At 73.4% G+C, this 24,894-nt stretch carries 25 protein-coding genes; 9 read left to right on the top strand and 16 right to left on the bottom strand.

Annotation, left to right across the window (positions count from 1 at the left end):
* Positions 1–3: 3 nt before the first annotated feature.
* The 10 genes from AB0D29_RS11410 to AB0D29_RS11365 are packed head-to-tail and all read right to left on the bottom strand — an operon-like array spanning position 4 to position 11,157.
* Positions 4–1,446 carry an ATP-binding cassette domain-containing protein gene (locus AB0D29_RS11410; RefSeq protein ID WP_362853413.1) on the bottom strand — a complete coding sequence of 481 codons (1,443 nt, stop codon included), beginning with the start codon at positions 1,444–1,446 and terminating at the stop codon, positions 4–6.
* Positions 1,443–2,273, bottom strand: a complete 831-nt coding sequence (locus AB0D29_RS11405; RefSeq protein ID WP_362853411.1) for an ABC transporter permease subunit — start codon at positions 2,271–2,273, stop codon at positions 1,443–1,445. The genes AB0D29_RS11410 and AB0D29_RS11405 overlap by 4 nt, the downstream gene beginning before the upstream one ends.
* Entirely contained in the window at positions 2,270–3,217 is a 948-nt protein-coding gene (locus tag AB0D29_RS11400) for an ABC transporter permease (protein ID WP_362853410.1), read from the bottom strand. Before AB0D29_RS11400 ends, AB0D29_RS11405 begins: the two co-directional genes overlap by 4 nt.
* The gene (locus AB0D29_RS11395; RefSeq protein WP_362853408.1) at positions 3,214–4,782 is read right to left on the bottom strand and encodes an ABC transporter substrate-binding protein; all 1,569 of its coding nucleotides are present in this window, start codon (positions 4,780–4,782) and stop codon (positions 3,214–3,216) included. Before AB0D29_RS11395 ends, AB0D29_RS11400 begins: the two co-directional genes overlap by 4 nt.
* Positions 4,779–5,603 carry a class I SAM-dependent methyltransferase gene (locus AB0D29_RS11390; protein WP_362853407.1) on the bottom strand — a complete coding sequence of 275 codons (825 nt, stop codon included), beginning with the start codon at positions 5,601–5,603 and terminating at the stop codon, positions 4,779–4,781. The genes AB0D29_RS11395 and AB0D29_RS11390 overlap by 4 nt, the downstream gene beginning before the upstream one ends.
* Positions 5,600–6,901: an MFS transporter gene (locus tag AB0D29_RS11385; RefSeq protein ID WP_362853405.1), complete on the bottom strand. Its 1,302-nt coding sequence runs from the start codon at positions 6,899–6,901 to the stop codon at positions 5,600–5,602. Before AB0D29_RS11385 ends, AB0D29_RS11390 begins: the two co-directional genes overlap by 4 nt.
* Positions 6,898–7,953: an enolase C-terminal domain-like protein gene (locus AB0D29_RS11380; RefSeq protein ID WP_362853403.1), complete on the bottom strand. Its 1,056-nt coding sequence runs from the start codon at positions 7,951–7,953 to the stop codon at positions 6,898–6,900. Before AB0D29_RS11380 ends, AB0D29_RS11385 begins: the two co-directional genes overlap by 4 nt.
* Positions 7,950–9,038, bottom strand: a complete 1,089-nt coding sequence (locus AB0D29_RS11375; RefSeq protein WP_362853402.1) for a pyridoxal-phosphate dependent enzyme — start codon at positions 9,036–9,038, stop codon at positions 7,950–7,952. The genes AB0D29_RS11380 and AB0D29_RS11375 overlap by 4 nt, the downstream gene beginning before the upstream one ends.
* Positions 9,035–9,880, bottom strand: coding sequence for a DUF364 domain-containing protein (locus AB0D29_RS11370; RefSeq protein WP_362853401.1), 846 nt, complete (start codon positions 9,878–9,880; stop codon positions 9,035–9,037). Before AB0D29_RS11370 ends, AB0D29_RS11375 begins: the two co-directional genes overlap by 4 nt.
* Positions 9,877–11,157 (bottom strand): ATP-grasp domain-containing protein, encoded by a 1,281-nt coding sequence (locus AB0D29_RS11365; protein WP_362853399.1) that lies wholly within the window; start codon positions 11,155–11,157, stop codon positions 9,877–9,879. Before AB0D29_RS11365 ends, AB0D29_RS11370 begins: the two co-directional genes overlap by 4 nt.
* A gap of 148 nt (positions 11,158–11,305) precedes the next feature.
* On the opposite strand from AB0D29_RS11365, the gene AB0D29_RS11360 reads away from it, so the two are divergent.
* The 4 genes from AB0D29_RS11360 to AB0D29_RS11345 all read left to right on the top strand — a co-directional run bounded on the left by AB0D29_RS11360 (position 11,306) and on the right by AB0D29_RS11345 (position 13,441).
* Positions 11,306–11,881: a GNAT family N-acetyltransferase gene (locus AB0D29_RS11360; RefSeq protein ID WP_362853398.1), complete on the top strand. Its 576-nt coding sequence runs from the start codon at positions 11,306–11,308 to the stop codon at positions 11,879–11,881.
* 88 nt (positions 11,882–11,969) lie between these two features.
* The gene (locus AB0D29_RS11355) at positions 11,970–12,254 is read left to right on the top strand and encodes a DUF6400 family protein (RefSeq protein WP_362853397.1); all 285 of its coding nucleotides are present in this window, start codon (positions 11,970–11,972) and stop codon (positions 12,252–12,254) included.
* Positions 12,241–12,501 carry a hypothetical protein gene (locus AB0D29_RS11350; RefSeq protein ID WP_362853396.1) on the top strand — a complete coding sequence of 87 codons (261 nt, stop codon included), beginning with the start codon at positions 12,241–12,243 and terminating at the stop codon, positions 12,499–12,501. Before AB0D29_RS11355 ends, AB0D29_RS11350 begins: the two co-directional genes overlap by 14 nt.
* Positions 12,502–12,610: 109 nt before the next feature.
* Positions 12,611–13,441: a class I SAM-dependent methyltransferase gene (locus AB0D29_RS11345; protein WP_362853394.1), complete on the top strand. Its 831-nt coding sequence runs from the start codon at positions 12,611–12,613 to the stop codon at positions 13,439–13,441.
* Positions 13,442–13,475: 34 nt separating this feature from the next.
* Here AB0D29_RS11345 and AB0D29_RS11340 read toward each other — a convergent pair whose 3' ends face one another.
* Positions 13,476–14,435 (bottom strand): LysR family transcriptional regulator, encoded by a 960-nt coding sequence (locus tag AB0D29_RS11340; RefSeq protein WP_362853393.1) that lies wholly within the window; start codon positions 14,433–14,435, stop codon positions 13,476–13,478.
* Positions 14,436–14,613: 178 nt separating this feature from the next.
* Between AB0D29_RS11340 and AB0D29_RS11335 the strand changes: the two genes are divergently transcribed.
* Positions 14,614–18,087 carry a M28 family peptidase gene (locus tag AB0D29_RS11335; protein WP_362853612.1) on the top strand — a complete coding sequence of 1,158 codons (3,474 nt, stop codon included), beginning with the start codon at positions 14,614–14,616 and terminating at the stop codon, positions 18,085–18,087.
* Between the two features lie 79 nt (positions 18,088–18,166).
* Here the strand turns inward: AB0D29_RS11335 and AB0D29_RS11330 are convergent, their stop codons facing one another.
* Together AB0D29_RS11330 and AB0D29_RS11325 are read right to left on the bottom strand one after the other, a co-directional pair.
* Entirely contained in the window at positions 18,167–19,276 is a 1,110-nt protein-coding gene (locus tag AB0D29_RS11330; RefSeq protein WP_362853392.1) for a serine hydrolase domain-containing protein, read from the bottom strand.
* Between the two features lie 193 nt (positions 19,277–19,469).
* On the bottom strand, positions 19,470–19,754 hold the full coding sequence (locus tag AB0D29_RS11325) for a hypothetical protein (RefSeq protein WP_362853391.1): 285 nt from the start codon (positions 19,752–19,754) through the stop codon (positions 19,470–19,472).
* A 99-nt stretch (positions 19,755–19,853) separates the two neighbouring features.
* Here AB0D29_RS11325 and AB0D29_RS11320 point away from each other — a divergent pair, with 99 nt between their 5' ends.
* Positions 19,854–20,243, top strand: a complete 390-nt coding sequence (locus tag AB0D29_RS11320) for a response regulator (protein ID WP_362853390.1) — start codon at positions 19,854–19,856, stop codon at positions 20,241–20,243.
* Between the two features lie 304 nt (positions 20,244–20,547).
* The gene (locus AB0D29_RS11315) at positions 20,548–21,198 is read left to right on the top strand and encodes a DUF4360 domain-containing protein (RefSeq protein WP_362853388.1); all 651 of its coding nucleotides are present in this window, start codon (positions 20,548–20,550) and stop codon (positions 21,196–21,198) included.
* On the opposite strand, the gene cynR is transcribed toward AB0D29_RS11315, so the two are convergent.
* A complete protein-coding gene (gene cynR / locus AB0D29_RS11310) occupies positions 21,165–22,127 on the bottom strand; it encodes a transcriptional regulator CynR (RefSeq protein ID WP_362853387.1) in 963 nt (320 codons plus the stop codon). The genes AB0D29_RS11315 and cynR overlap by 34 nt on opposite strands.
* Before the next feature lie 124 nt (positions 22,128–22,251).
* On the opposite strand from cynR, the gene AB0D29_RS11305 reads away from it, so the two are divergent.
* The gene (locus tag AB0D29_RS11305) at positions 22,252–22,863 is read left to right on the top strand and encodes a carbonic anhydrase (RefSeq protein ID WP_362853385.1); all 612 of its coding nucleotides are present in this window, start codon (positions 22,252–22,254) and stop codon (positions 22,861–22,863) included.
* Between the two features lie 53 nt (positions 22,864–22,916).
* A complete protein-coding gene (gene cynS, locus AB0D29_RS11300; protein ID WP_362853383.1) occupies positions 22,917–23,387 on the top strand; it encodes a cyanase in 471 nt (156 codons plus the stop codon).
* Between the two features lie 218 nt (positions 23,388–23,605).
* Here the strand turns inward: cynS and AB0D29_RS11295 are convergent, their stop codons facing one another.
* Together AB0D29_RS11295 and AB0D29_RS11290 are read right to left on the bottom strand one after the other, a co-directional pair.
* Positions 23,606–24,016 carry a rodlin gene (locus AB0D29_RS11295; protein ID WP_362853381.1) on the bottom strand — a complete coding sequence of 137 codons (411 nt, stop codon included), beginning with the start codon at positions 24,014–24,016 and terminating at the stop codon, positions 23,606–23,608.
* A 79-nt stretch (positions 24,017–24,095) separates the two neighbouring features.
* On the bottom strand, positions 24,096–24,857 hold the full coding sequence (locus AB0D29_RS11290) for a class I SAM-dependent methyltransferase (RefSeq protein ID WP_362853379.1): 762 nt from the start codon (positions 24,855–24,857) through the stop codon (positions 24,096–24,098).
* Positions 24,858–24,894: the final 37 nt, after the last annotated feature.

Raw genomic sequence — 24,894 nt, 5'->3', positions numbered from 1 at the left:
CCGTCAGCCACGGAGACCGGGTCCCGCGGCGCCTTCCGGCCCGCCCGTTCGGGCGAGGCGCCCCGCCTCCAGGACGGCGGTACGGTCGGCCAGCGCGGCCGCGGCCACGAGGTCATGGGTGATGAACACCAGGGCGAGGTCCTGGTGTTCGCGCAGCCCGGCGAGCAGGTCGAGCACGGCCGCACGGGTGGCGGGGTCGAGCCCGGAGGTGATCTCGTCGCAGACGAGCACCCGCGGGCGTGCGAGCAGGGCCCTGGCCAGCGCGGCGCGTTGGAGTTCCCCGCCGGAGAGCTCCCCCGGGCGGCGGCCGGCCGGTCCCGCGCCCAGGCCGAGGGCCTCCATCGTCCGGCCGGCTTCCGCGCGTGCGCCCCGCACGTCGGCCCCGCGCAGCCGGACGGCCGTACGGGCCACCTGGTCGAGGACCGGCCGGTGTTCGTCGAAGGCGGCCTTCGCGTCCTGGAACACGTACTGCACGGCGGCCAGTTGCGTCCGGCTGCGCGCGCGCAGGCTCCTCGGCAGCGGTTCGCCGTCGAGCAGGATCCGGCCCCGGTGTCCGGCGTGCAGCCCCGCGAGGCACCGCCCCAGGGTGGTCTTGCCGCTGCCCGAGCGGCCGACCAGCGCGAGGCACTCGCCCGACCGGACCGAGAGCGCGACCTCGTGCAGCACGTCGACGGCCCCGCGCGCGGTGCGGTGCCCGGCGGTCAGGGCGCGTACCTCCAGGACGACGGGCCCGGCCGGGCGCGGCACGAGCGGGGTGGCGGGCACCTCGGGCGGCGGGTCGCCGAGCACGGCGTGCACCGGTCCGCGCTCCACGACCCGGCCCGCGCGCATCACGACGACGTCGTCGGCCAGCCGGCGCACCACGTCCATGTCGTGGCTGAGCAGGACGACGGCGATGCCCCGGCCGGCGAGGGCGGCCAGCTCGGCGACGACGGCCTGTTTGGTGAGCGCGTCCTGTCCGGTGGTCGGTTCGTCGGCGACGATCACCCCGGCCCCCAGGAGCAGCGCCTGCGCCAGCACCACGCGCTGCTGCTGTCCTCCCGAGAGCTGGTGCGGGAAGCGGCGCAGCGTCCCCGCGGGGTCGGGGATCCGGGCCAGCTCCAGGGCTTCGAGCACCCGCCGGCGGATCTCGCGGCGGCCGCCTCCCCGGCGGGCGGCGACGTCGCCCAGCAGGGCGCCGACGCGCCGGGCGGGGTTGAGTACGGCGCCGGGGTGCTGGGGTACGTAGCCCACCGCGCCGGCCCGTTCCGTCCGTACGGCGCCCTCGACGCGGGCGCCGGGCGGGTACTCGCCGAGGAGCGCGAGGCCGGTGGTGGTCTTGCCGCTGCCGGAGGGGCCGATGACGGCGGTGACCCGGCCGGCCCGGGCGGTCAGGCTCACCCCGTCGACGACGGCCCGGCCGCCGATCTCGACGCGCAGGCCCCGTACTTCTGCCACGGCGGTCATGTCCGTACTCCCTTCCGGCGGCGCCCCGGCGGGCGGGGAGCTCCCGCGTGCAGCGCCGCGTCACACAGCAGGTTGGCGCCCATCGACAGCGCGGCGATGAGCAGGGCGGGCACCACCACGGCCCAGGGCTGGAGGAACAGGCCGGTCCGGTTGCGGTCGACCATCACCGCCCAGTCGGCGGCGTCGGGTGCCACGCCGACGCCGAGGAACGCGGCCGTGGCCACCAGGTAGAGGGCCCCGGTCAGCCGGATCCCGGCGTCCGCGGCGAGGGTGCGCCGCAGGGAGCGGGCCACGTAGCCGAGGGCCGTGCGCCACCAGGACTCGCCCTGCATGCGCAGCGCCTCGACGGCCGGCCGGGCGCACACTTCGACCGCCGCCGCGTGGACGACCCGGGCCGCGTCGGGTACGGCGGCCAGTGCGACCAGGGCCGTCAGTCCGGCGGGGCCGGGGGTGAAGGTGGCCGCGACGAGCAGGACCAGGAGCAGCGAGGGTACGGCGACCAGCACGTCCAGCGGTCTCATCAGTACCTCCTCCAGCCACGTCCGGCGGGTGAGCGCGGCGGCGAGGCCGAGCGGCAGGGCGAGCAGGTACGCGAGCAGGGTCGCGCCGAGCGCCACGAGGACCACGGACCTGCCGCCGAGCAGGATCTGGTGCCAGACGTCGCGGCCGCTGAAGTCGGTTCCGAGCCAGTGGTCCTGGCCCGTGGCGAAGGAGACGGACCGGGGTCCGGCGGGGCCGGCGGCCAGGGGTCCCAGCAGGGCGAGCAGCAGCGGTGCGGCGACGAGCGCGGCGCCGAGGGCGTAGCGCGCCGGGGAGCGGGTCGTCACGCGGCCACCTCCGAGCGGGGGGCGAAGCGGCGGGCGACGAGGTCGGCGCCGAGGTTGACGAGGACGGTGACGATGCCGAAGACGACCGCCATGCCCTGGACGACGGGTACGTCGCGGGCGGCGACGGCCTCGATGAGGACGGTGCCGAGGCCGGGCACGACGAACAGCGCCTCCACGACGATCACCCCGCTCAGCAGCCAGTCGCAGGTGCGCGCGAGCTGTTGGGTGGCGGGTGCCAGGGCGTTGGGCAGGGCGTGCGCCCAGCGGATGCGGGAGCCGGACAGTCCGCAGCGGCGGGCCTGGGCCACGTACGGCGAGGCCATCGCCTCGATCATCCCGGCGCGCACCAGACGGCTGAGCGTGCACACGGGCCGGGCCGTCAGGACGAGGACGGGCAGGACGAGGACCTCGGGCCGCACGAGGGGGTCGGCGGCGACGGCGGTGGCCGGGAGCCAGCCCAGGTGCAGGGCGAACAGGGCGGCCAGCAGCACGCCGAGGGCGAATTCCGGTACGGCGTGGACGGCCAGGGTCAGGGCGCTGACGGCCCGGTCCACGAGGCCTCCCTCCCGCCGGGCGGCGAGGACTCCGAGGCCGACCGAGAGCGGGACCAGCACGGTGAGCGTGGCGGCGGCGAGCAGCAGGGTGGGGCCGAGGCCGTCCGCGAGCTGGCCGCTGACGGGCCGTCCGGTGACCAGGGAGGTGCCGAGGTCGCCGTGGAGCATGCCGGTGACCCACTCCTGGAGCCGTTCGGCGGCGGGCCGGTCCAGCCGCATGGTCGCGCGGATGCGGGCGATGCGTTCGGGGTCGGGCTGGTCGCCGGCGAGCGCGACGGCCGCGTCGCCGGGCAGCGCCTCGGTGAGGGCGAAGACCAGCAGGACGACGGCCGCCGTCTGCCCCAGGCCGAGGAGCAGACGGCGGCCGATCCAGGGGAGGCGGCCCGTCACGCGAGCCAGAGCCGGTCGAAGCGGGCCCAGTCGAGGGTGTTGGCGGGGGCGGCCTTGGACACGCCGCGGACCTTGGGCGAGGTGGCGACGATCCAGTCGGCGAAGCCCCAGATCAGGAAGCCTCCTTCAGCGTGGAGCCGGCGCTGCATCCGTTCGTACAGGGCGGTGCGCTCCTTCTCGTCGGGGGTGGACTGGGCCTGCTGGTAGAGGTCGTCGAAGTCCTCGTGCTGCCACTTGGTGGCGTTGGTGGTGGAGGCGGTGAGCAGCCGCTGGGAGACGTGGGATTCGATGGGCATGGCGCCGGACCGGTAGGAGGCGAGGGTTCCGGAGTTGAGGATGTCCTTCCAGTACGTCTCCTTGTTGCCGACCTTGACCTCGACGGTGACCCCGGCCTTGGCCGCCTGCTCCTTGAAGATGGCGGCGGCTTCGATGAATCCGGTGGCGGCGGGCGCGGTGTCGAGGGTGACCTGGAGCCCTTCGGCGCCGGCCTCCTTGAGCAGGGCGCGGGCGCGTTCGAGGTCCTGGACGCGCTGCGGCAGGCCGGCCGCGTAGTACTGGCAGCCTTTTCCGAAGAGGTCGTTGCCGATCTCCCCGGCGCCGGAGAGCGCGCCGTCGACGAGTTCCCTGCGGTCGGCGATGAGGAAGAAGGCCTGGCGGACCCGCTTGTCGTCGAAGGGTGCCCGGTCGGTCTTCATGACGAAGCCCTGCATGGCGCTGCCGGGCAGCCGTACGACGTCGATGCGGCCCTTGCCCTCGTGGGCGCGGGCGGTGGCCGGGTTCAGTTCGTGGGCGTACTCGACCTGGCCGCCGAGGAGGGCGTTGACCCGGGCGGACTCTTCGCCCGCAATGACGAATTCGAGTTCTTCCAGGTGGGGGGCGCCCTCCCAGTAGTCGGGGTTGCGCCGGACGAGGAGGCCGGCGCCGGGCTTGAAGGAGACGAAGGTGAAGGGGCCGGAGCCGACGGGCCGGTCGAAGGCGGTGGTGCCCTCGGGCACGATGTAGGCGCCGAAGGCCGCGAGGGTGTTGGGGAATTCGGCGTAGGGACGCTTGAGCCTGAACTCGACGGTGGTGGCGTCCACGGCGCGGCTCGCGGAGAGGTCGACGGGTTCCAGCGAGGCCTTGGCGCGGAAGGTGCCCTTGGGATCGGCGATGCGGCGGTAGCTGTAGAGCACGTCCTCGGCCGTGACGGGCCGGCCGTCGTGGAAGGCGGCCCGGCGCAGGGTGATCCGCCAGGTGTCGAGGGTCTCGTTGGGTTCCCAGCGTGCGGCGAGGCGGGGCACGGGGGCGAGGTCGGCTCCGAAGTCGGCGAGCTTGTCGAAGAGGGCCTTGGCGCGGGCCGCGTCGACGAACAGGTTGGCCGCGTGCGGGTCGAGGGTCTCGCCCGCGCCGCCGCCCGCGAAGGCGGCGCGCAGCCGTCCGCCGGGCTTGGGAGCGGTGTCGGCGGCGTTCTTCGCGCCGGTGGGGGTGCCGGGACCGGTCCCGCAGCCGGCGGCGAGGGCGAGGGTGGCCGCGCTGCCGGCGACGAGGAGGCTTCTTCGGGCGGGGCCGGTGGGGCGGTCGTTCATGACGGGCTGTCTCCGTTGCTGTGGTGAGGGTGGTGTGGGTGCTGCACGCGGGCCACGAGGTGCAGGCGGTCGCCGCTCACCGTGGTGAGCGGGGTGTCCCCTTCGTTCCAGGCCGGTTCGGTGCGGGGGCCGGGCCGGTCGTAGAGGTCCAGGGGCTCGAAGCCGGCGGTGGTCAGGAAGTGGCGGAGCTCCTGGGGGAAGAGCAGGCGCCAGGCGGAGTGCTGGACGGCCGGGGGTGAGCCGTCGTCGGCGGTCCATTCCCGGCGGCGCCGCAGGAGCTGGGCGGCGTGGTCGATGTGGAGGGTGGTGTGCGAGGTGTACGTGGTCCCGTGCCGGGTGAAGCCGGCGGTGCGCGGGCCGTCGAGCAGTTCGGTGTTGCCGAGGAAGAAGGCTCCGTTGCGCATCTCGGCGACGAGCAGCCCGGCGGGGGCGAGGTGGGTGCGGCAGCGGGCGAGGAAGGCGGTGAGGTCCTCGTTGGTGTGGCAGTAGAGCAGCGCGCTGTCCAGGCAGACCACGGCGTCGAAGCGGGCTCCGAGGTCGAACTCGCGCATGTCGGCGCGGTGGTAGGCGGGACCGGGGTGACGGGTACGGGCGTGGGCCAGCATGGCGTCGGAGGTGTCGATGCCGGTGACCCGGCGGCCGGCCTCGTGGTGCAGCCAGGCGGCGTCGCGGCCGGTGCCGCAGCCGACGTCGAGGACGCGGGGGCCGGCGCCGTGGCGCGCGAGCACGTCCTCGGCCCAGCGGGCGGCCAGGCGCCGCGGGTCGGGGAAGCGCTCTTCGTACAGGTCGGGACGGTCGGTGAGGAGGTTGCCGGTGCTCATCGTTGCTCGCTTCTCGGGCGGGTGCCGTCGCGGTGGCGGGGGCCGGGGTCCGGGTCGGGTCCGGACGCGGGGGCGGGGGCGGGGGCGGCGGGCAGGCCCTGTCTTCGGTCGAGCCGTGTGACCGCCGCCGCGCAGGCCAGGCCGAGGGCGAGGCAGCAGGCGAAGGGCAGCCAGGCGGCACCGGAGCGGCCGGCGGTGTCCATCGCCCAGCCGACCCCCGCGCTGCCGATCGCGGCCGCGGTGCCGGACACCGCGTAGAAGAGGCCGTAGTAGGTGCCGGTGAGACCCTCCCGGCCGAAGGCCGGTATCAGCTCCATCACGAACGGCTGGGCGATCATCACGCCGACGTGCAGGAGCAGGGCCCCGGCCAGGACGGCGAGCAGGTCCGCCGGGTGCGGGGCCGGGGCGCCGGCGACGAGCAGGGGCGGGACGAAGCCCAGTCCCATGACGGCCAGGCCCGTGGCGATCCAGCGGCCGCGGCTGCCCGCGGACTGCAGCCGGCGGGTGATGCGCAGCTGGAGGAAGAGATGGGCGAGGGTGCCGGCGAGGAACAGCAGGCCGATCGAGCCGTCCCGGCCGGAGGCCCGCACGGCGGCGTGGGGCAGGAGCAGGTAGAGCTGGTTCTGCAGCCCGTACATGCCGGTCATGGCGACCGAGAACGCGAGGAAACCGCGGCTGCCCGCCGCCTCCCGCCAGTCGCCGAGCAGTCCGGTGTCCGGGGCCGGGATCCGCCGGGCGGGCAGCACCAGCAGCTGCGCGAGGGTGAGCACGGCGAAGACCGCGGCCGCGGTGACGGCGGCCGCCCGGAAGTCCACGAGGAGCAGCAGGGTCCCCAGCAGCGGGCCGAGCAGCGCCCCTGCGGTGGCGAAGACGTTGAACAGTGCGAAGGCCTCGGCCTTGCGCTCGCCCGCCTCCTGGGCGACGTACGTCCGTACGGCGGGGTTGAACAGGGCGCCCGCGAGCCCACTGAGCATCGCGGCGGTGAGCAGCAGCGGCAGCGCGTCGCCGAGGGCGAACAGGGCGAACCCGAGCGTCCGCAGGGCGCAGCCGGCGATGATCACCCCGCGGGCGCCGAGCCGGTCGGCGGCCGAGCCGCCGACCAGGAACAGGCCCTGCTGGCTGAGGGTGCGCAGGCCCAGGACCACGCCGACGACGGCCGCCGAGAGGCCGAGGTCCTCGGAGAGGTGGGTGGCGAGGTAGGGGACGAGCAGGTAGAAGCCGGTGTTGACACCGAGTTGGTTGACCAGGAGCAGGCGCACGGCGAGCGGGAAACCGCGGACGGCGGTGAGGGTCCTCATCGGCCGGTCTCCCCGCCGGCGCGTCTGACGCCGAGTCCCGCCCGGTCCGCGGCGCGTACGGTGCCGTCGGTTCCGCCGATGCCGGTCCACGGGTCCTCTGCGAGCAGCAGGTGCCCGTCGAGGTCGATCCAGCGGGCCCGGTCGGCGAGGTGCACGGCGGGCGCGATGCCGAGGGAGCTGGCGGTGAGGCAGCCGAGCATCAGCTCGGTGCCGGTGCCGCGCAGGGCCTCTTGGATGCGCAGGGCGGCCCGGACCCCGCCGCACTTGGCGAGTTTGACGTTGACCCCGTGGACCCGTCCGGCCAGGGCGAGGGCGTCCTCGTAGGAGACGGCGTCCTCGTCGGCGATGACCGGGACCGGGGATTCCCGGGCCACCCGGGCGAGCGCGTCGGGGCTGCCGGGCGCGATCGGCTGTTCCACGGCGGTGACGCCGAGTTCGGCGAAGCGCGGGAGCAGGTCGAGGGCCTGGCGTTCGGTCCACGCCCCGTTGGGGTCGAGCAGCAGGCTCGCGCCGGGGGCCCCGGTGCGTACGGCGGCCACGCGCGCGAGGTCCTCGGCCGGGTCGGGTGAGCCGGCCTTGACCTTGAGGGCGGTGAAGCCGCTCGTGGCGAGCCGGGCCGCCTGTGCGGTGGCCGCCCCGGGCGCGGTGATGCCGATCGTACGGGTGGTCGCGGCGGACGGGGCCGCGGGCGTGCCCAGCAGGCGGTGGGCGGGCTCGCCGGCCCGCTTGCCCACCAGGTCGAGTACGGCGGCCTCGATCGCGGCCAGTACCCCGGGCGGCAGGCCCTGCCAGGCCGGGTGTCCGGCGCCGGTCTCCGCCCAGGCGGTCTCAGGGTCGGGGAAGCGTTCGGTGGCGGCGCGCACGGACTCCAGGTGCCGGTGGATCCGGGCGGTGGGCAGGCCGAGGTAGTCGCTGCTGACGGCCTCGCCCCAGCCGCGCAGTCCGCCGTGTTCGACGGATGTCCACACGGCGTCGCGGCGGGTCATCACGGAGCGGGAGATGCGCAGGGGTTCCGCGAGGCGGAGGTCGGCGGTGTGCCGGGTGAGCTTCACGCGGCGCCCCCTCGGGCGGGGGCGAGCACGGTGGCGCAGCGGGCCCAGCCGGCGGCCTCGGCCGCGTGGGGGTGCGCGATCTGAAGGGGGCGGACTGCGAGGGCGCAGGTGTCCAGGCCGTGGGCGTGGCAGAAGTCGTCGTCGTAGACGGTGCCGAGGTAGCGGTGCGGTCCGTCCGGGAACACGGTCGCGACGACCGCGCCCGGCTGGGTACGGGCCGCCCAGGCGGCGACGAGGGCGACGGCCCCGGTGCTCCAGCCGCCGCTGACGAAGGCGGAGCGGGCGAGCCGGCGGCAGGCGTCGACCGCCTCGGCGGGCCCCACCCAGTGCACCTCGTCGAAGGCCTCGTAGGCCACGTTGGCCGGGTGGATGCTGCTGCCGAGCCCGCGCATCAGCCGGGACCGGGCGGGCTGTCCGAAGATGGCCGAGCCGACGGAGTCCACGCCGATGACCTTGAGCCGGGGCCAGCGGCGGCGCAGCGGGCCGGCCAGGCCGGCGCTGTGACCGCCGGTGCCGACGCTGCACACCAGGACGTCGAGGTGGTCGAGCTGGGCGGTCAGCTCGGCGGCGAGGGTGAGGTAACCGGCGGCGCTGTCGGGGTTGTTGTACTGGTCGGGCCAGTAGGCCCCGGGCGTCCGGCGCAGGACCTCGCGCAGCCGGGCGATGCGGGCGGCCTGCCAGCCGCCTTCCGGCGCCGGGCGGTCGACGAGCTCGAGCCGGGCTCCGTAGGTGCGCAGCAACTGGCGCATGGACGGTTCGAGTTCGGTGTCGCCGACGAGGACCACGGGGTGGCCGAGGGCCTGACCGGCGAAGGCGAGGCCGATGCCGAGGGTGCCGGAGGTGGATTCCACGACGGGGGCGCCGGGCAGCAGTTCGCCGCGGGCGCGGGCGCCGGTCAGCATGGAGACGGCGGCTCGGGCCTTCATCCCGCCGGCGCCGAGGCATTCGAGCTTCGCCCAGAAGCCGGGGTGGCGGTGCGGCAGGTCGGCCCGGATCCGGGCGAGCGGGGTGCCGCCGAGCAGGGGCAGGAGGTCGGGGTTGGCGGTGTGGGCCGCCGGGCGGGTCAGGATCGGTGCGACGGTCACCGGGCGCCCCCGTAGCGGTGGACGACGCCGGGGCCGCCGTCGAGCCAGAAGAAGGGGTAGGGCTCGGCCGAGACGGCGCTCACCCCGGCGCCCAGGAAGCGGGGCAGGACGGCGCTGCCGGTTTGGGCGAACATGACGAGGGGTTTGCCGGTCGCGGCGGCGTGGTCGAGCAGCGGCTGGAAGGTGCCGTTGCCGAGGGTCATGCCGGAGGCGAGGACGGCGTCGCAGCGGTCCAGTTCGGCGAGGGCGTCGGTGAGGACGGGCTCGCCCCATTCGGTGGTGCCGCCCTTGAGGTCGCAGGGCGCGTAGGCGGTGCCGCGCTCGCGCAGCCGTTCCAGCAGGGAGTTGACGACGCCGACGACCAGGACCCGCTCCGGTCCGCGCGCGGGGAGCAGGTCGACGACGGCGCGGGCGCGGGCCCGGGAGCGGTGCAGTGAGCTGCCGGCCGGGATCGGGTAGGGGCGGGCGCCGTGGTCGGGGGTGTGGGGGCGTACGTGCATCAGGTAGGCGTCCAGGGCGGCGATCCGTACGGGGGCCAGCGGATGGTCGAGCAGCTCGGCGACGGTGGCGCCGGCGCAGTCTTCGAGCGCGGCCGGGGGCAGGGCCCCGGGCTCCACGGCGCAGGAGCCGACTGCCTCGGCCAGCCGGAGGCTGAGCACCTCGTTGCGGTAGCCGCCGGAGCGTCCTTCGTGGCGTACGGCCTGGGTGGTGGTGAAGGCGAGCGCGACGCGCTGCCCGGCGGGGTCGGGCCCGTGGGCCCCGGCGCGCACGTGCGCGAGGAGCTCGTCGACGGTCCGTGCGGCGGGTGGGCGTAGGGCGGTGGTGGAAACGGGCACGGTCACGCGGTCACCGCCGCGGGCAGCTCGGGACAGGCGTAGGAGGGGCGCAGGCCGGCCAGCAGGTGTTCGGCGGCCGCCCGGGCTCCGCTGCCTTCGGTGTCGGCGGTCATGACGTGGCCGAGGTACTCGTTGTTGCTGGTGGCGGGCAGTACTGCGCGGCCCGGTTCGGCCAGGGTGAGCTCCAGCACCTCGGGCCGGGCGCGTACCTGTTCGGCGCCGTCGATGCCGGTGAGGGTGCCGGCGCCGTCGGGCAGCAGGAAGGCGATGGCGGCGCTGCGCACCCCGGTGGGGCGGACGGTGAGGTCGGGTTCGCGGCCGAGCGCGAGGTCCACGCAGGCGGCCGCCAGGTCGACGCCCGTGACGTGGCGGACGAGTTCGGTGATGCGGTTGCCGGCCGGGCGGGGGTTGACCTCGATCAGGCGCGGACCGGCGGGGGTCAGTTTGAGTTCCGTGTGGCAGACGACGTGGTCCAGGCCGAGCGCCGCCACGGCTCGTACGGCGCTCTCGGCGGCCTCCTTGACCAGGTGTGGGGCGAGGCCGGCCGGGAACATGTGGCCGGTCTCGACGAAGGCGGGCGCGCCGCCGATGCTCTTGTCGGTGATGCCGACGACGTGGGTGGCGCCGCCGTGGGTGACGGTCTCGACGCTGATCTCGGGGCCGGTGAGGAGTTCTTCGAGGAGGAGTACGGGGGCGCGCCGCTGGCCGCGGGCGTTGACGGGGAATTCGGCCAGCGCCCGGCAGGCCCGCTCCAGTTCGTGTGCGTCGTTCACCCGTCGGACCAGCATTCCGGCGCACAGGTCGACGGGTTTGACGACCAGCGGGTAGCCGATGTCGCGGGCGGCTTCCAGTGCCCCGGCGGTGTCCGGGCGGACGGCGAAGCGCGGCCCGGGCACCCCGGCCGCGGCCAGGACCTGGCGGGTGCGGTCCTTGCGGCAGGCGTTCCCGACGGCTTCGGGGGTGGGGCCGGGCAGGCCGAGGCGTTCGGCGGTCCGCGCGACGGCGGGCAGGTAGTAGTCGCAGGAGGAGACCACCCCGTCGAAGGCGAGGACCTCGTGCAGCCGCTCGACGAGTGGCAGCAGCGTGTCCCTGTCGTTGGTGTCGGCCGTGACGATGTTGCGCGCGCCGAGCAGGGGGTGCGGGCCGTCGGCCGGCGCGGCGCGCAGGTAGTGGTGCAGGTCCCGGGTGAGGAAGCTGAACGTGTGTCCGCCTTCACCGATCGCCCTGGGCAGGAGCCTGCTCATCGATCCGACCCAGCTTTCGACAACCAGCAGATGTCCCACAGGAGTTCCTCTCAGACGGGCATGACGGCACTGGGGCGTGCGGGTGGCACGGTGCACCCGGCAGGAGGCGCCCGCACCGAACCCGGCAGACGTTATCGGAAATCGTTTTCATTTCCAATACGTCGATTTTCCGGTACGGTGTGGAGGCATGGAAGAACTGAGACAGCATCAGCACGTGCGCGTGGGGGCGTACGAGGTACGGCACGCCGGGCCGCAGGACGTCCGCGGGGCGCGCAGCGTCATGCTCGACACCTTCTACCGGGAGTTCGCGTACGGGTACGTGCCCGCGTGGCACTCCGACGTCGTCGACATCCTCGGCACCTACCTCGACCACCCGCGCCACGCCCTCGTCGTGGCCGTACGGGACGGCGAGGTGGTGGGCACGTGCGCCGTGCACTCCCGCGGCCCCGCCCACCCGCCGCATCCGCGCCGGCTCGTCGAGCGCTACCCCTCGGGCAGCACCGCCCAGCTCCTGCGGGTCTACGTGCGCCCCGCCCACCGCCGGCACGGGCTGGCCCGGGCCATGGTGCGCCAGGCGTGCGCGTTCGTGGCCGGTGTGCCGGGCTACGAGCGCGTCTACCTGCACACGAACGTCGACATCCCCGGCGCGGAGCGGTTCTGGCGCAGTCTGGCCACCGAGGTCTGGGACGCCCGCACGACCGGCGAGCACGGCGGATTCGGGACGGTCCACTTCGAGATCCCGGCTCCCTGGGCGCTGCCGTGACTCCGGGCTCCTCCCCGACCGCGGGCCGTGCTGTGACTCCGCCCACCCTCCCTTGACCGATCAAGGAAGGGTTACCTAAGTTCGAATCATGAGCCCCCAGCACCCCACTCCCCCCACCGGCCCGGACGACGCGTCCGCCGCGCCCGAGCTGGTCGGCTTCACCGTCGACCTCACCTCCCAGGAGGTCCTCCGGCGGGCCCAGGTGATGGAGGCCCTCGGCCCCGACTGGGACCCGATCGAGGTGCTGCGCGGCGAGGAGGCGGCGTACGACCTGCTCTACTCGGGACTCGACGCCGAGCAGCAGCGCGTGTACGACGACCTGGTCGCGGCCGGCGTGCTCCCCGATCGAGGACACGGCCGTGCTGCCGCTTGACCCGCAGGCCGACATCGGCCGCCGGGCCTGGGTGGCCTGCCCGAACTGCGACGACACCCGTGGGTGCGAACCGTGCGGCAAGCGCGGCGCGTGCTCCGCGCACTGGCGCTACCTGCTCTCCAACACGGGCAGCCTGCTCCACCTGCAGTGCCCGGGCTGCACCCACGTCTGGGTGCACGAGAGCGGCTTCGGCGCCACCCGCTCCACCCTGTGGAGCCGTCTCACCGGCGGCCCGTCCCACCCCTGACCCGCTCTGACCCACCTCTGACCCGCCCCGCGGCGGTCGACGGGCCGGGCCCGGGGGACGTGCCTATCCTCGAAGAAGGGGCTGCTCCGAGCCCTGGAGGACGGCTGTCATGACCGAGGCGAGCGAAGCGGTCCAGGCGGACCGCACCCTGAAGGCCCGGCACCGCGCGATGTGGGCGCAGGGCGACTACCCCTCCGTGGTCTCCCACGTCATCCCTGAGCTCGGGGCCCGGCTCGTGCGGGAGTGCGGCGTCCGCCAGGGCGACCGGGTCCTCGACGTCGCGGCGGGCTCCGGCAACGCGGCCATACCGGCGGCCCTGGCCGGGGCCGACGTGGTGGCCTCCGACCTCACCCCCGAGCTGCTGGAGATCGGGGCGCAGCTGGCCGCCGTACGCGGTGCCCGCCTGGAGTGGCGGGAGGCCGACGCCGAGGCCCTGCCCTTCGCGGACGGGGAGTTCGACATCGTGATGTCGTGCGTCGGCGTCATGTTCGCCCCGCACCACCGGCCCGCCGCCGAGGAGATGCTGCGCGTCTGCCGCTCCGGCGGCACGATCGGGCTGGCCAACTGGACCCCGCAGGGCTTCGTCGGCCGGATGTTCGCCACGATGAAGCCCTTCGCTCCCCCGCCGCCGCCCGGCGCCCAGCCCCCGCCCCTGTGGGGGGACGAGGAGCACGTCCACGAGCTGCTGGGCGACGCGGTGACCGACGTCGACGCCCGCCGCGAGACGGTGCGCGTGGACCGGTTCACGCAGCCCTCGGCCTTCCGGGAGTTCTTCAAGGCCTGCTACGGGCCGACGATCGCCGTCTACCGCGCCGTCGCCGACGACCCGGACCGGGTCGCCGCCCTGGACGCCGCGCTCGACGCCCTCGCCGCCGAGCACACCGTGGACGGGGTCATGGAGTGGGAGTACCTCCTGCTGACCGCCCACCGCCGGGGCTGATCGGCGCCCTGGCCCGCCCGGTGTCCCACCCCGGTCAGTCGACGGCCGGGTGCACCTCCGGGTGGGCGTCCCACCACTCCTTGTGGAAGGGGTTGTTGTCCACATTGGCCAGGTAGGCGCGGGCCGCGGCCCGGTAGAGCAGTTCCGCCTGCCCGGCCGAGAGCGCCGAGCGGTTCCAGGCCAGCCGGATGCGGCCCGTGATGGGGGTGCCGACGAGCGGGCGCATGACCGTGCCCTCCCCCGGCGGCGCCGTCGGCTGGCAGAGCGAGACGGCGCGGCCCGCGGCGATCAGGTCGTGCTGCATCTTGCGGTCGGTGATCCGGTAGCGCAGTGACGGACTGAATCCGGCCTTCGCGCAGGCGGCCACCAGGGCCTCGGGACCGCCGTCGTCGTCCTCGACCAGGGTCAGCCACGGCTCGTCCGCGAGATCCGCCAGGTCGACGCGGTCGAGACCCGCCAGGGGGTGCTTCGCCGACAGCCGGATGCAGAAGGGCTCCTTCGGGATCAGCGTCCTGGCCAGGGTCCCTTCCGGCAGCGGCACCTCGTGGTCGTTGACCTCCCCGTAGACGATGGCGTCGTAGCGCCCGGCGCCGAGCATCCGGGCCAGCGCGGTCACCGAGTCCTCCAGGTCCACGGCGATCTCCCGGCCGGACATGGACAGGTCGGTCTGGGCGAGCAGGCCGTCGAGCAGCACGAGCAGGATGCAGCCCAGGCGCAGCGGGCCGCCGGCGGACAGGGCGCGCGCGTCCGCCCCCAGGGCGTCCATCTCGCTGAGCACGCGCCGCGCCCTGGCCAGCACGAACTGCCCCAGCGCGGTGGGTTCCACCCCGCCCCGGCCGCGCACGAACAGCTCACCGCCGGTGACCTGCTCGATGCGCCGCAGCTGCGCGGAGAGAGCGGGCTGGGAGACACCGAGCCGCCGCGCCGCGCCCCCCAGGCTGCCCGCCTCCGCTATCCGGCAGACGGCTTGCAGATGCCTCAACTCCAGCTGCATCCGGGCAGCGTACGCAGCCGGCCGTCCCGGCACCATAACGCGGGCCTTATGCCGGCCGGGATGTCCCATTCTCGTCATGTCCACGCTCATACTCGGCCGCGAACGAACACTCATCCCCGACCCCCCACGATCGGAGTGGACGTTGCAGCCCAGACGATGGACGGCGGCCGTGGCAGCGATGGCGCTGACCGCAGGACTCGCCGGCACCCTGGCCGGGACGGCATCGGCGGCGCAGCAGGCGCAGCCCGCACCCTCCTCGAAGGACACACCGGCCGCACGCGCGGTCGCGGCGGCCGACCAGGCCGTCGACAGCGGTCTCGACTCCCTGGTCAACTCCTCCCAGGAACAGTACGAAAGACGTCTCGTCACCCCCTGGGTGAAGGACCTCTACTCCGTCTCGTACGAGCGCAGCTACCGCGGCCTGCCGGTCGTCGGCGGCGACGCGGTCGTGCTCGCGGACGGCGCCGGCAAGGTGCGCGCCCTGCAGTCCGCCTCCTCCGTACGGATCGACGTGGCGACCCGCGCGTCGGTCTCCGCCAAGGACGCCGAGTCCACCTCGCGGTCGAGGCTGGCCTCGGTCGACAAGGTCGAGAGCAGTCGGCTCGTGGTCCGGCTCAAGGACGACAAGCCGGTGCTGGCCTGGGAGACCGTGCTGAGCGGCCGAACCAAGACCGCGCCCAGCCGGCTGCACGTCTTCGTGGACGCGCGGACCGGCGCCTTCGTCGACAGCTACGACGACGTGGTGGCCGGCTCCGGCAACAGCAAGTGGAACGGGCCGGGCCCGGTCTCCATCGACACCACCAACTCGGGTTCCACGTACACGCTGCGCGACCCGAACCGGCCCGGCCTCAGCTGCGCGGACTACGGCAACGGCTCGGTCTTCACCAAGTCCTCCGACTCCTGGGGCACCGGCAACCCCACGAGCAAGGAGACCGGCTGCGTCGACCTGATGTTCGCGGCGCAGAAGCAGTGGGACATGCTCTCCCAGTGGCTCGGCCGCAACGGCATCAGCGGCAACGGCCGCAGCTTCCCGGGCAAGGTCGGGCTGAACGACCTCAACGCCTACTGGGACGGCAGCTCGGTCACCATCGGGCACAACAGCGCCAACGAGTGGATCGCCGGCGTGGACGTGGTGGCCCACGAGTACGGTCACGCCATCGACTCCAACACCCCCGGCGGGACCAGCGGCCAGGAGTCCGGCCTCGGCGAGGGCACCGGCGACATCTTCGGCGCGCTGACCGAGGCGTACATCAACCAGCCGGCCCCGTACGACACCCCCGACTACACCGTCGGTGAGGTCATCAACCTCCAGGGCCGGGGCCCGATCCGCAACATGTACAACCCGCCGGCCGTCAACAACGACCCGGCCTGCTACAGCTCCGCGATACCCGGCACGGAGGTGCACGCGGCCGCCGGACCGCTGAACCACTGGTTCTACCTGCTGGCCGAGGGCAGCAGCCCGGGCGGCGGCAAGCCGAACAGCCCGACCTGCAACCAGTCCACGGTCACCGGGGTGGGCGTCCAGAACGCCGGCAAGATCTTCTACGGCGGCATGCTGCTCAAGACCAGCAGCATGTCCTACAAGAAGTACCGCACGGCGACGCTGAACTCCGCCAAGTCCCTCGACGCCACCTGCGAGCTCTTCAACAAGACCAAGAGCGCCTGGGACGCGATCAGCGTGCCCGCCCAGTCCGCGGACCCGACCTGCACCCCGAGCGGCCAGAACAACGACTTCTCGATGGCGCTGAACCCCTCGTCGGGCACCGTCCAGCAGGGCGGTACGGTCACCACGACCGTCGGCACCACCGTCACCACCGGCACCGCCCAGTCGGTGACGCTGACCGCGAGCGGCCTGCCGGCCGGGGTGAGCGCCTCCTTCAACCCCGCCACCGTGCAGTCCGGCCAGTCCTCCGTACTGACCCTGACCGCCACCGCCAACGCGGCGCCCGGCGCGTCCACCGTCGTCGTCAAGGGACAGGGCGCCGCCCTTTCCCACACCGTCGACTACGCGCTCAACGTCGGCGGGACCCAGCCCGGCAACGACCCGCCGGACATCAGCGTCGCCAACGTGCAGGCGCACCTGGCCCAGTTCGGCACCATCGCGTCCCAGAACGGCGGCCACCGCCGGGCCGGCAGCGCCGGCTACACCCAGTCCCTGGCCTACGTGAAGGGCAAGCTGCAGGCCGCCGGCTACACCGTCACCGAGCAGAACTGCACCTCCTGCACCTACCCGTCGAACAACCTGATCGCCGACTGGCCGGGCGGCCCCGCCGACCAGACCGTCATGTTCGGCGCCCACCTCGACGGCGTCTCGGCCGGCCCCGGCATCAACGACAACGGCTCGGGCTCCGCGACCCTGCTGGAGAACGCCCTCGTCCTCGCCCAGAAGAACCCCACGATGACCAAGCACGTGCGCTTCGCCTGGTGGACCGACGAGGAGCAGGGCCTCAACGGCTCCGAGTTCTACGTCAACCAGCTGAGCAGCGCCCAGCGTGCGGCCATCAAGGGCTACTACAACTTCGACATGGTCGGCTCCACCAACGGCGGCTACTTCATCAACAACGTCAACTCCGCCACCGCGGCCCCGCTCAAGGCGTACTGGACCTCGCTGAACCTGGCACCCGAGGAGAACACCGAGGGCCAGGGCCGCAGCGACGACTACTCCTTCCAGCAGGGCGGCATCCCCACCTCCGGCTACGCGGCCGGGGCCAGCGCCCGCAAGACCTCGGCGCAGGCCGCGAAGTGGGGCGGCACGGCCAACGCCGCGTACGACTCCTGCTACCACAGCTCCTGCGACACCACGAACAACATCAGCGCCACGGTGCTGGACCGCAGCGCCGACGGCGTCGCCTACGCCGTCTGGAAGCAGGCCGTCGGCGGTGAGACCCCCGCACAGGACTTCTCCATCGGTGTCAGCCCGTCCGCGGGCAGCGCGGCCCCCGGCGGTTCCACCACCGCCACGGTGAACACCGCCACCGTGAGCGGCGCCGCCCAGACCGTCGCCCTGTCCGTCACCGGCGCGCCGGCCGGCGTGAGCGCCACGCTGAGCCCCGCGTCCGTGCAGTCCGGCAGCTCCTCCACCCTGTCCGTCCAGGTCGGCGCGAGCACCGTGCCCGGCACCTACACGCTGACGGTCACCGGCTCGGGCACCGTCAGCCACACCACCACCTACACGCTGACCGTCACCGGCGGCGGCAGCTGCACGCCGCGCCAGCTCGTGGTCAACGGCGGCTTCGAGAACGGCGCGAGCCCGTGGAGCGCGACCGCGGGCGTCATCACCAACCAGTCCGGGCAGGCCCCGCACGGCGGCAGCTACAAGGCGTGGCTGAACGGGTACGGGTCCACCCACACCGACAGCGCCTCGCAGTCGATCGCCGTCCCGTCGGGCTGCTCCTCGTACCGGCTCTCGTTCTTCCTCCACATCGACACGGACGAGGACGAGAACGTCGTCTACGACAAGTTCACCGTCTCCGTCGCCGGCCAGACGCTGGCGTCCTTCTCCAACCTGGACGCGAACTCCGGCTACGCCGAGAAGTCCTACGACCTCTCCGCCTTCGCCGGCCAGAGCGTCACCCTGAAGTTCAACGGCGTGGAGGACCAGTCCCTCCAGACCTCCTTCGTCGTGGACGACGTCGCCCTCCAGGTGAGCTGACGCCCACCCGGCCCCTTTGATGTCCGGCCCGGCCCCCGTACGGCGGGGGCCGGGCCGGACGCATGCCGGCTGGGCTCCGTCAGGCGGAGCCGGTCTTGGCGAACTCGGCTTCGAGCACCTCGGTGAAGAGGCCGATCGGGTCGCTCCAGTCGCCGTTGAGGCTCTGGGAGACCAGGTGCTCGCCGTCGCGGGTGCCGTAGGTGTAGCAGAAGGATCCGGTGAAGGCGCCTCCCATGCCCCAGACCGTCGCGCCGGAGGACAGGTCCACCGATGCCACGCCGAGGCCGTAGGAAGTGCCGGGGATCCACTTGCCCGCGGGGGTCGGGAAGACGGTGAACATCTCCTCCTGCTGGGCGGGCGGCAGCAGCCGGCCGGCCAGCAGCGCGCCGAAGAACCGGTTCAGGTCACCGACGGTGGAGACCATGCCGCCTGCCGTCCAGGCGAAGCTGGCGTCGATCTCGGTCACGTCGTGGATCTCGGCGTCGGGCGCGGGCAGGTGGTTCTTGCTGTAGAGACGGGTGTGCGGTCCGCGCAGCTCGTGCTGGTCGCCGCCCGGCAGGTAGGTCCCGGTCAGTCCGAGCGGGCGGACGATGCGCTCGTCGAGCTCGTCGGCGTAGCTCCGGCCGGTGACCTTCTCGACGACCAGGCCGCACAGGACGTAGCCGGTGTTGCTGTAGGTCCAGCCCTCGCCCGGTGCGAAGTCGGGGGCGTGGGACAACGCGACCTCCACCAGCTCCTCGGGGCGGAACGTGTCGTAGCGGTGCTCCAGGAACGCCGGGCCGTAGTGCCGGGACGTCAGCGCTTCGTCCTGGGCGTAGTTGAAGAGTCCGCTGGTCATGCCGAGCAGCTGGCGGAGGGTGATCCCGCCGCCGTCGTTGCCGTTGCCCCGGACCAGGCCCGGCAGCCATTCCTCGACGGTGTCGTCCAGGCCGAGCCTGTGCTCGGCCGCCAGCTGGAGGAGGAGGGTGGCCGTGAAGGTCTTGGTGGTGCTGCCGATGCGGAACTGCTCCTGCGGCAGCCGCGCGCGCCCGGACACCTTGTCCGCCACCCCCGCCGCGGCGAACCAGCTTCCCGAGCGGTCCTGGACCTCGGCGACCATGCCGGGAAGGCCGCTCTCGGTCACGGCCCGGTCCAGGACCTCCTGTACGGCCGCACGTGAACTCATCCTCTGGGGAACGGACTTGGTCATCTCGGTCTCCTCGATGCGGCTCCGGCGTTCTTCCCGAAGGGAAAAACGCTACGCCGCGGGGCCCGCGCGGCGCTGGCCCGCTCCCGGCCAACATCGAGGACGACCTGGGCAGCCGGGCGGATTCGCCCTCTTTCTCCCCGCGGTTTCAGCTGCTAGGGGAGGTCCGGGGGCGGCCGGGGCCGGCGGCCCGTCGTCACCGCGAGGTGCCGCTCCGGCCCCGCTCGGGGGCGATCATGGCGGTCAGGCCGAGATCCAGCTCCGCGCCGTCGACGAGCAGCGCCTCGATCGATCGGGTACGCGGGTCGATGTCGGCCTCCATGCCCTCACCGCGGTAGTGGGGGTAGCCGGAGGCGCCGGTCTCCCCGGTGGCCTCGACCGTGGCCGCGCGCAGGGCCCTGTCCGCGACGGAGGCACCGCGCAGGTTCTCGATGTGTTCGGGCACCAGCAGGATCTGGAAGCTCTGCGGCTCAGTGGTCATGGCTCGAAGCTACCGGATCAGGTGCCCCGGAGCGGGCGCTCACACGCCCCACCTCGTACGCTCTCCAGGACCCACGGACGCGAACGAAGAGGCAACACCATGAGCGGCGATTCCCCGAGCAAGATCCTCCTTGTGGCGAAGGACCGCACCCTCCGGACCCTGCTGGAGCGGCTCCTCGTGGGCCGGGGGTTCGCCGTGGTCGACGGCGGGAGCGGGGTGGACACCGTCGCCCTGCTGGGCAGCGCCGGCCCGATCGCCCTGGTGATCTGCGAGCGCACCGGCCCGGGGCTGGACGAGGTGGCGATGTTCGAGGAGATCCGCCGCCACCCCGACCACGGGCGCGTGCCGATCCTCGCGCTGCCGCCCGCGGACCCGGAGTGCACGGTCCAGGCCCTGGGGGCCGGGGTGAGCGACTGCCTCGCGAAGCCGTTCCACCCCACCGAGTTCCTGGCCCGCGTCGAGCGCCTCGCCCGGCCGACCGCGGCCTGATTCCGCTCTTCGTCCTCCGGCCCGTCGTCGGGATCCGGCCGGTCCGGGCCGGGGAGTGCGATTGGCCGGAGATCGCCCTGGTCCGGGCGGCCCGGGGTTCCTACGATTCGGGCACCCGGTCTTCACCGATCGGGAATTGTCAGGGACATGCCCAGATTCCCCTTCCTGGGCCTGCCCCGTTCCACCCTGCACACCGGTCTGTGACGACCCGGCCCCGCTCTGGCCGGCCGCACCCCCCACCTTCCGGCACGCAGGCACACCCGCCTGCGCGCCTCCCGGTACCGAAGCAGTGGATCGGAGAACCATGTCCGGTGGATTCCTCGTGAGCGGCGCGATCGGCGCCCTGCTCACCGCCACCCTCCCCACGCACGCCACCCCGTCCGCCATCGTGGACCCGCCGCCCGACCGCATCGTGATCGAGGTCGCGACCGTCAACGGATCCGGGTGTCCCAAGGACACCGCGGAAGTCGCGGTGTCCCAGGACAACACCGCGTTCACCGTGACCTACAGCCAGTACCTGGCCCAGGTCGGCGGTGGCGCACCGCCCACCGCGGCGCGCAAGAACTGCCAGCTCAGCCTGATCGTGCATGTGCCCCACGGCTTCACCTACGCGGTCGCGAGCGCGGACTACCGCGGCTACGCCTCGCTCGCGCCGGGCGCGAAGGCCACCGAGAAGGCCTCGTACTACTTCCAGGGCTCGCCGGACACCGCCGCGCGCACCCACAACTTCAGCGGGCCGCAGGACGACAACTGGCAGGCCACCGACGTGACCGACTGGGCCCAGCTGGTGTGGGCGCCGTGCGGGGTGCAGCGGAACTTCAACATCAACACCGAGCTGCGCGTCACGAGAGGCACCTCGTCCCCCTCGTCCACCAGCTACATGACGATGGACTCCACCGACGGCAGCATCAACACCATCTATCACCTCGCCTGGAAGCAGTGCCCCGACAAGTGATCCGCCCCTGCCGCCTCCCCCTGCGCGTGCGCGCGCAGCGGGGGGCGGTACCCGCGTTCCCGGACGAGGTGGGCGATGAGTTCGGTAAAGGCGCGGGACGCTGCGCTCTCGTAGGCGTTCTCGCGGCGCAGCAGGGTGACCGTGCGGGACGGGAGGGCGGGGTCCAGCGGGACGGGACGCAGGTACGGGTGGTCGTCGGTGACCGCGGCGGGCAGGACGGTGGCCAGCGAGGTGCGCCGGACGATCTCCGTGAGGGCCTGGACGGAGTTCGCCTCGACCTCGATGGGCGGCCGGACGCCGTGGGCGGCGAGGTAGGCGTCGACGTGCCCGCGGGTGGCGAAGTCCCCGCTGAGCAGGGCCAGTCGGCGCCCCGCCAGGTCGCGTACGGACAGCGGTCCCGGATCCGCGTCGGCGGCGGTGACCAGGGCGAGGGTCTCCGTGAACAGGGGGGTCGCCGCGAGGCCCGGCAGGTGCGGCCCCCGGAAGGCGAGCCCGAGGTCGTGGTCGTCGGCGAGCAGGCCGGCCTCGATGCGGTCCTGGGGCATCTCCCGGACCTCCAGGGTGATCCCGGGGTGGGCCGTGCGGAGCGCGGCGACGAGCGGGCCGACGAGGTACGCGGTGAAGGTGGGGGTCAGCGCGAGGCGCAGGTGGCCCCGGGAGAGGTCGGCGAGGTCCAGGACGGCCCGCTCGGCGGCGGCGAGTTCCCGTAGGGCGGAGCGCGCGTGGTGGACGTACGTCGCGCCGGCGTCGGTGAGCCGGACGGCGCGTCCGGTGCGGTCCAACAGCTGTGCTCCCACGGTGCGTTCGAGCTGCTTCACCTGCTGGGACAGGGTGGGCTGGGAGATCCGCAGCTCCTCGGCGGCGCGGGTGAAGCTGCCGTGTTCGGCGACGGCGATCAGATAGCGCAGGTGACGCAGTTCCAGAGCCATGCGCACAACTATAGATGGCGTCGATGGCAGACATGGGTTTTGCGTCTTGGACACAATAGATGCAGCTCATGCATGGTGGAACACGTCAAGCCCTTCGGGGCACGTCCCATCGAAGGGAGTGACGGTGAAGGACCTGTCCGACGGCGTCGCACGCTTCCGGCGCGAGGTGTTTCCGGCGAAGGCGGAGCTCTTCGCCCGCCTCGCCGGTACGCACCGGCCCACGACCCTCTTCATCGGCTGCTCCGACGCCCGCGTGGTGCCGGAGCTGATCACCCAGAGCGAGCCGGGCGAACTGTTCGTCGTCCGCACCGCCGGGAACCTCGTCCCCGCGTACGCACCGGGCCCTGACGGGGTGACGGCCAGCATCGAGTACGCCGTCGCCGTCCTCGGGGTCACCGGCATCGTCGTGTGCGGGCACTCCGCCTGCGGGGCGATGACCGCCCTGGCCGAGGGCACGGACCTGGGCGCGGCCCCCTCCGTCGCCGGCTGGCTGCGGCACGCGGACGCCTCGGTGGCCCGGACGGCGGGCGCGGGCCCGGACCGGGTGTCCGCCCTGGTCCGCGAGAACGTACGCGCCCAGCTCGCGAACCTGGCCACCCACCCCTCGGTCGCCCGCGCCCAGTCCGCGGGAACCCTCACGCTGCGCGGGTGGGTCTACGACATCCGCTCCGGCGATGTCGCGGAGGTCGGCCCCGTCGCCGAACGCCGGGCCGCGCTCACCCCGCGTACGGCCTGACTCCCCATCCCCCCGCCCCTCTGCCCCCCTCATCACCGTTAGGACGTCCCGCCATGCCGCACGCCCAGTTCGACCCCACCGCCCGCCAGGCCCTGGCCGTCGCCGTCGTCGACGCCAAGACCCGCAAGGACCTCACCTGGCAGCAGCTCGCCGACACCGCCGGCCTGTCGGTCGCCTTCGTCACCGCCGCCCTGCTCGGCCAGCACCCCCTGCCCGAGCCCGCAGCGCACGCGGTGGCCGATCTGCTGGGCCTCGACGCGGACGCGGCACTGCTCCTGCAGACGATCCCGGCCCGCGGCCCGGTGACCGGCGGCCTCCCGACCGATCCGACGATCTACCGCTTCCACGAGATGCTGCACGTGTACGGGACCACCCTGAAGGCCCTGGTCCACGAGCAGTTCGGCGACGGCATCATCAGCGCGATCAACTTCAGGCTGGACGTCAGGAAGGTGGCCGACCCCGAGGGCGGCGAGCGCGCCGTCATCACCCTGGACGGCAAGTACCTCCCGACGAAGCCGTTCTGACGCAGCGGTTCCGACGCAGCCGTTCTGACGCACGCCGAAGAGCCTCCGGCCCGGTCGGGCAGGAGGCTCTTCGAAGTGGTGTTCGGTGCCCACGGCGACGGCCGTCGGACGGCGCGCGCCGGTTGAAAGGTGGATCCGCGGATCCGGGTGGAACAAGCCGGGGCCCCGTGGGCACTCGCGCAGGCGTCTGAGGCCCCGGCTCGCACAAGGGGACTCCGTCAGCTGCCGGCGGAGAGGTTGCCCGACAGGACCGGGATGTTGTCCAGGATGTGGGAGAGCGGCTCGTCGCCCTTGGCCTGGGTGGAGTTCTCGGTGCACTGCTGGTTCTGCGGGTTCGACAGGACGTTGACGTCCTGGACGCCGAGCTGGCCGAGGGCAAGGATGTTCTGGAGGTTCAGCTTCGCCGGCAGGCCGATGCAGGGCTTGTTCAGGGTGCCCTGGACCACGCTGAGCTGCGGGCTCAGGTCGCCGTGGGTCTTCTGGTTGCCGTAGACCTGCTGGGCACCGTTGCCGTTGACGGTGGTGACCCCGCCGTCGTTGCCGATGGCCATGGCCGGGGCGGCCAGGGCGGCGCCCGCACCGAGGATGGACGCGGTGGCGGCGGCGGTGGCCATAATCTTCTTCAGCATCAGTGGTCCTTATGTCGCACGAGTGCGTGATGGGTGAGCGCCTTGATCAACGCACGGGGCGACGACAGGTTCCTCCGCTTCACCCGATCAGCCCCTTCCCCGCTTCGGGGCCGCGTACGGCCAGGCTCAACTCGGCGACGTAGCGCTCCTCCACCCGGCCGTCCGGGAAGTCGCGCATGAGGCGGGCGCGTTCCTCGGCGAGGAAGGCGTCCGTGCCGGGCTCGCCGACGAGGAAGAGGGAGTGCGTGGACAGCTTGGCCAGATGGGTGTCGACGGGGACGCGGCGCGACCACGTCAGGCGGCGGACGGTGAAGCGCAGCCCCTCCTGCGAGCGGGCGCGCTCGTTGATGTACCAGCCCGGGCCGAACCGCTCCTCGATGCGCGCCTGCTGATCCGCGATCCAGCCGACGGTGACGTCCGGGTCGTTGTGCCAGACCGCCAGCGCCCCGCCGGGCCGCAGCACGCGCAGCGCCTCGGGGACGGAGCGGGCCGGGTCGGTCCAGTGCCAGGACTGTGCGTACGTCAGCAGGTCCAGGCAACCGGAGGCCAGCGGCAGCCGGTTGCCGTCCGCGCGGACGAGCGGGATCCGGGGGTTGCGGCGCCGGAACTCGGCGGCCATGCCCGCGCCCGGCTCCACCCCGATCACGCGGGCCCCGCGCGCCTCCAGCAGGGCGGTGGCGATTCCCGTACCCGCCCCGACATCGGCGATCCGGGCCCCGGCCAGCGGAAAGCCGGCCAGTTCCGCCAGCGTGTCGAAGAGCGCGGGCGGGTACGACGGGCGATGGTCTGCGTAGCGCGCGGCCGCGGCGCTGAATGAACGAGCACGGGATTCGGTCGTCATGCCCCTCATGATGCCGAGGGTCGCGGGCGCTGTGGAA

This window comes from Streptomyces sp. NPDC048424, assembly GCF_040651555.1.
Lineage (GTDB): Bacteria > Actinomycetota > Actinomycetes > Streptomycetales > Streptomycetaceae > Streptomyces.
Note: the sequence above shows the minus strand (reverse complement) of the source record. Positions and strands in the feature narration are given on the sequence as shown.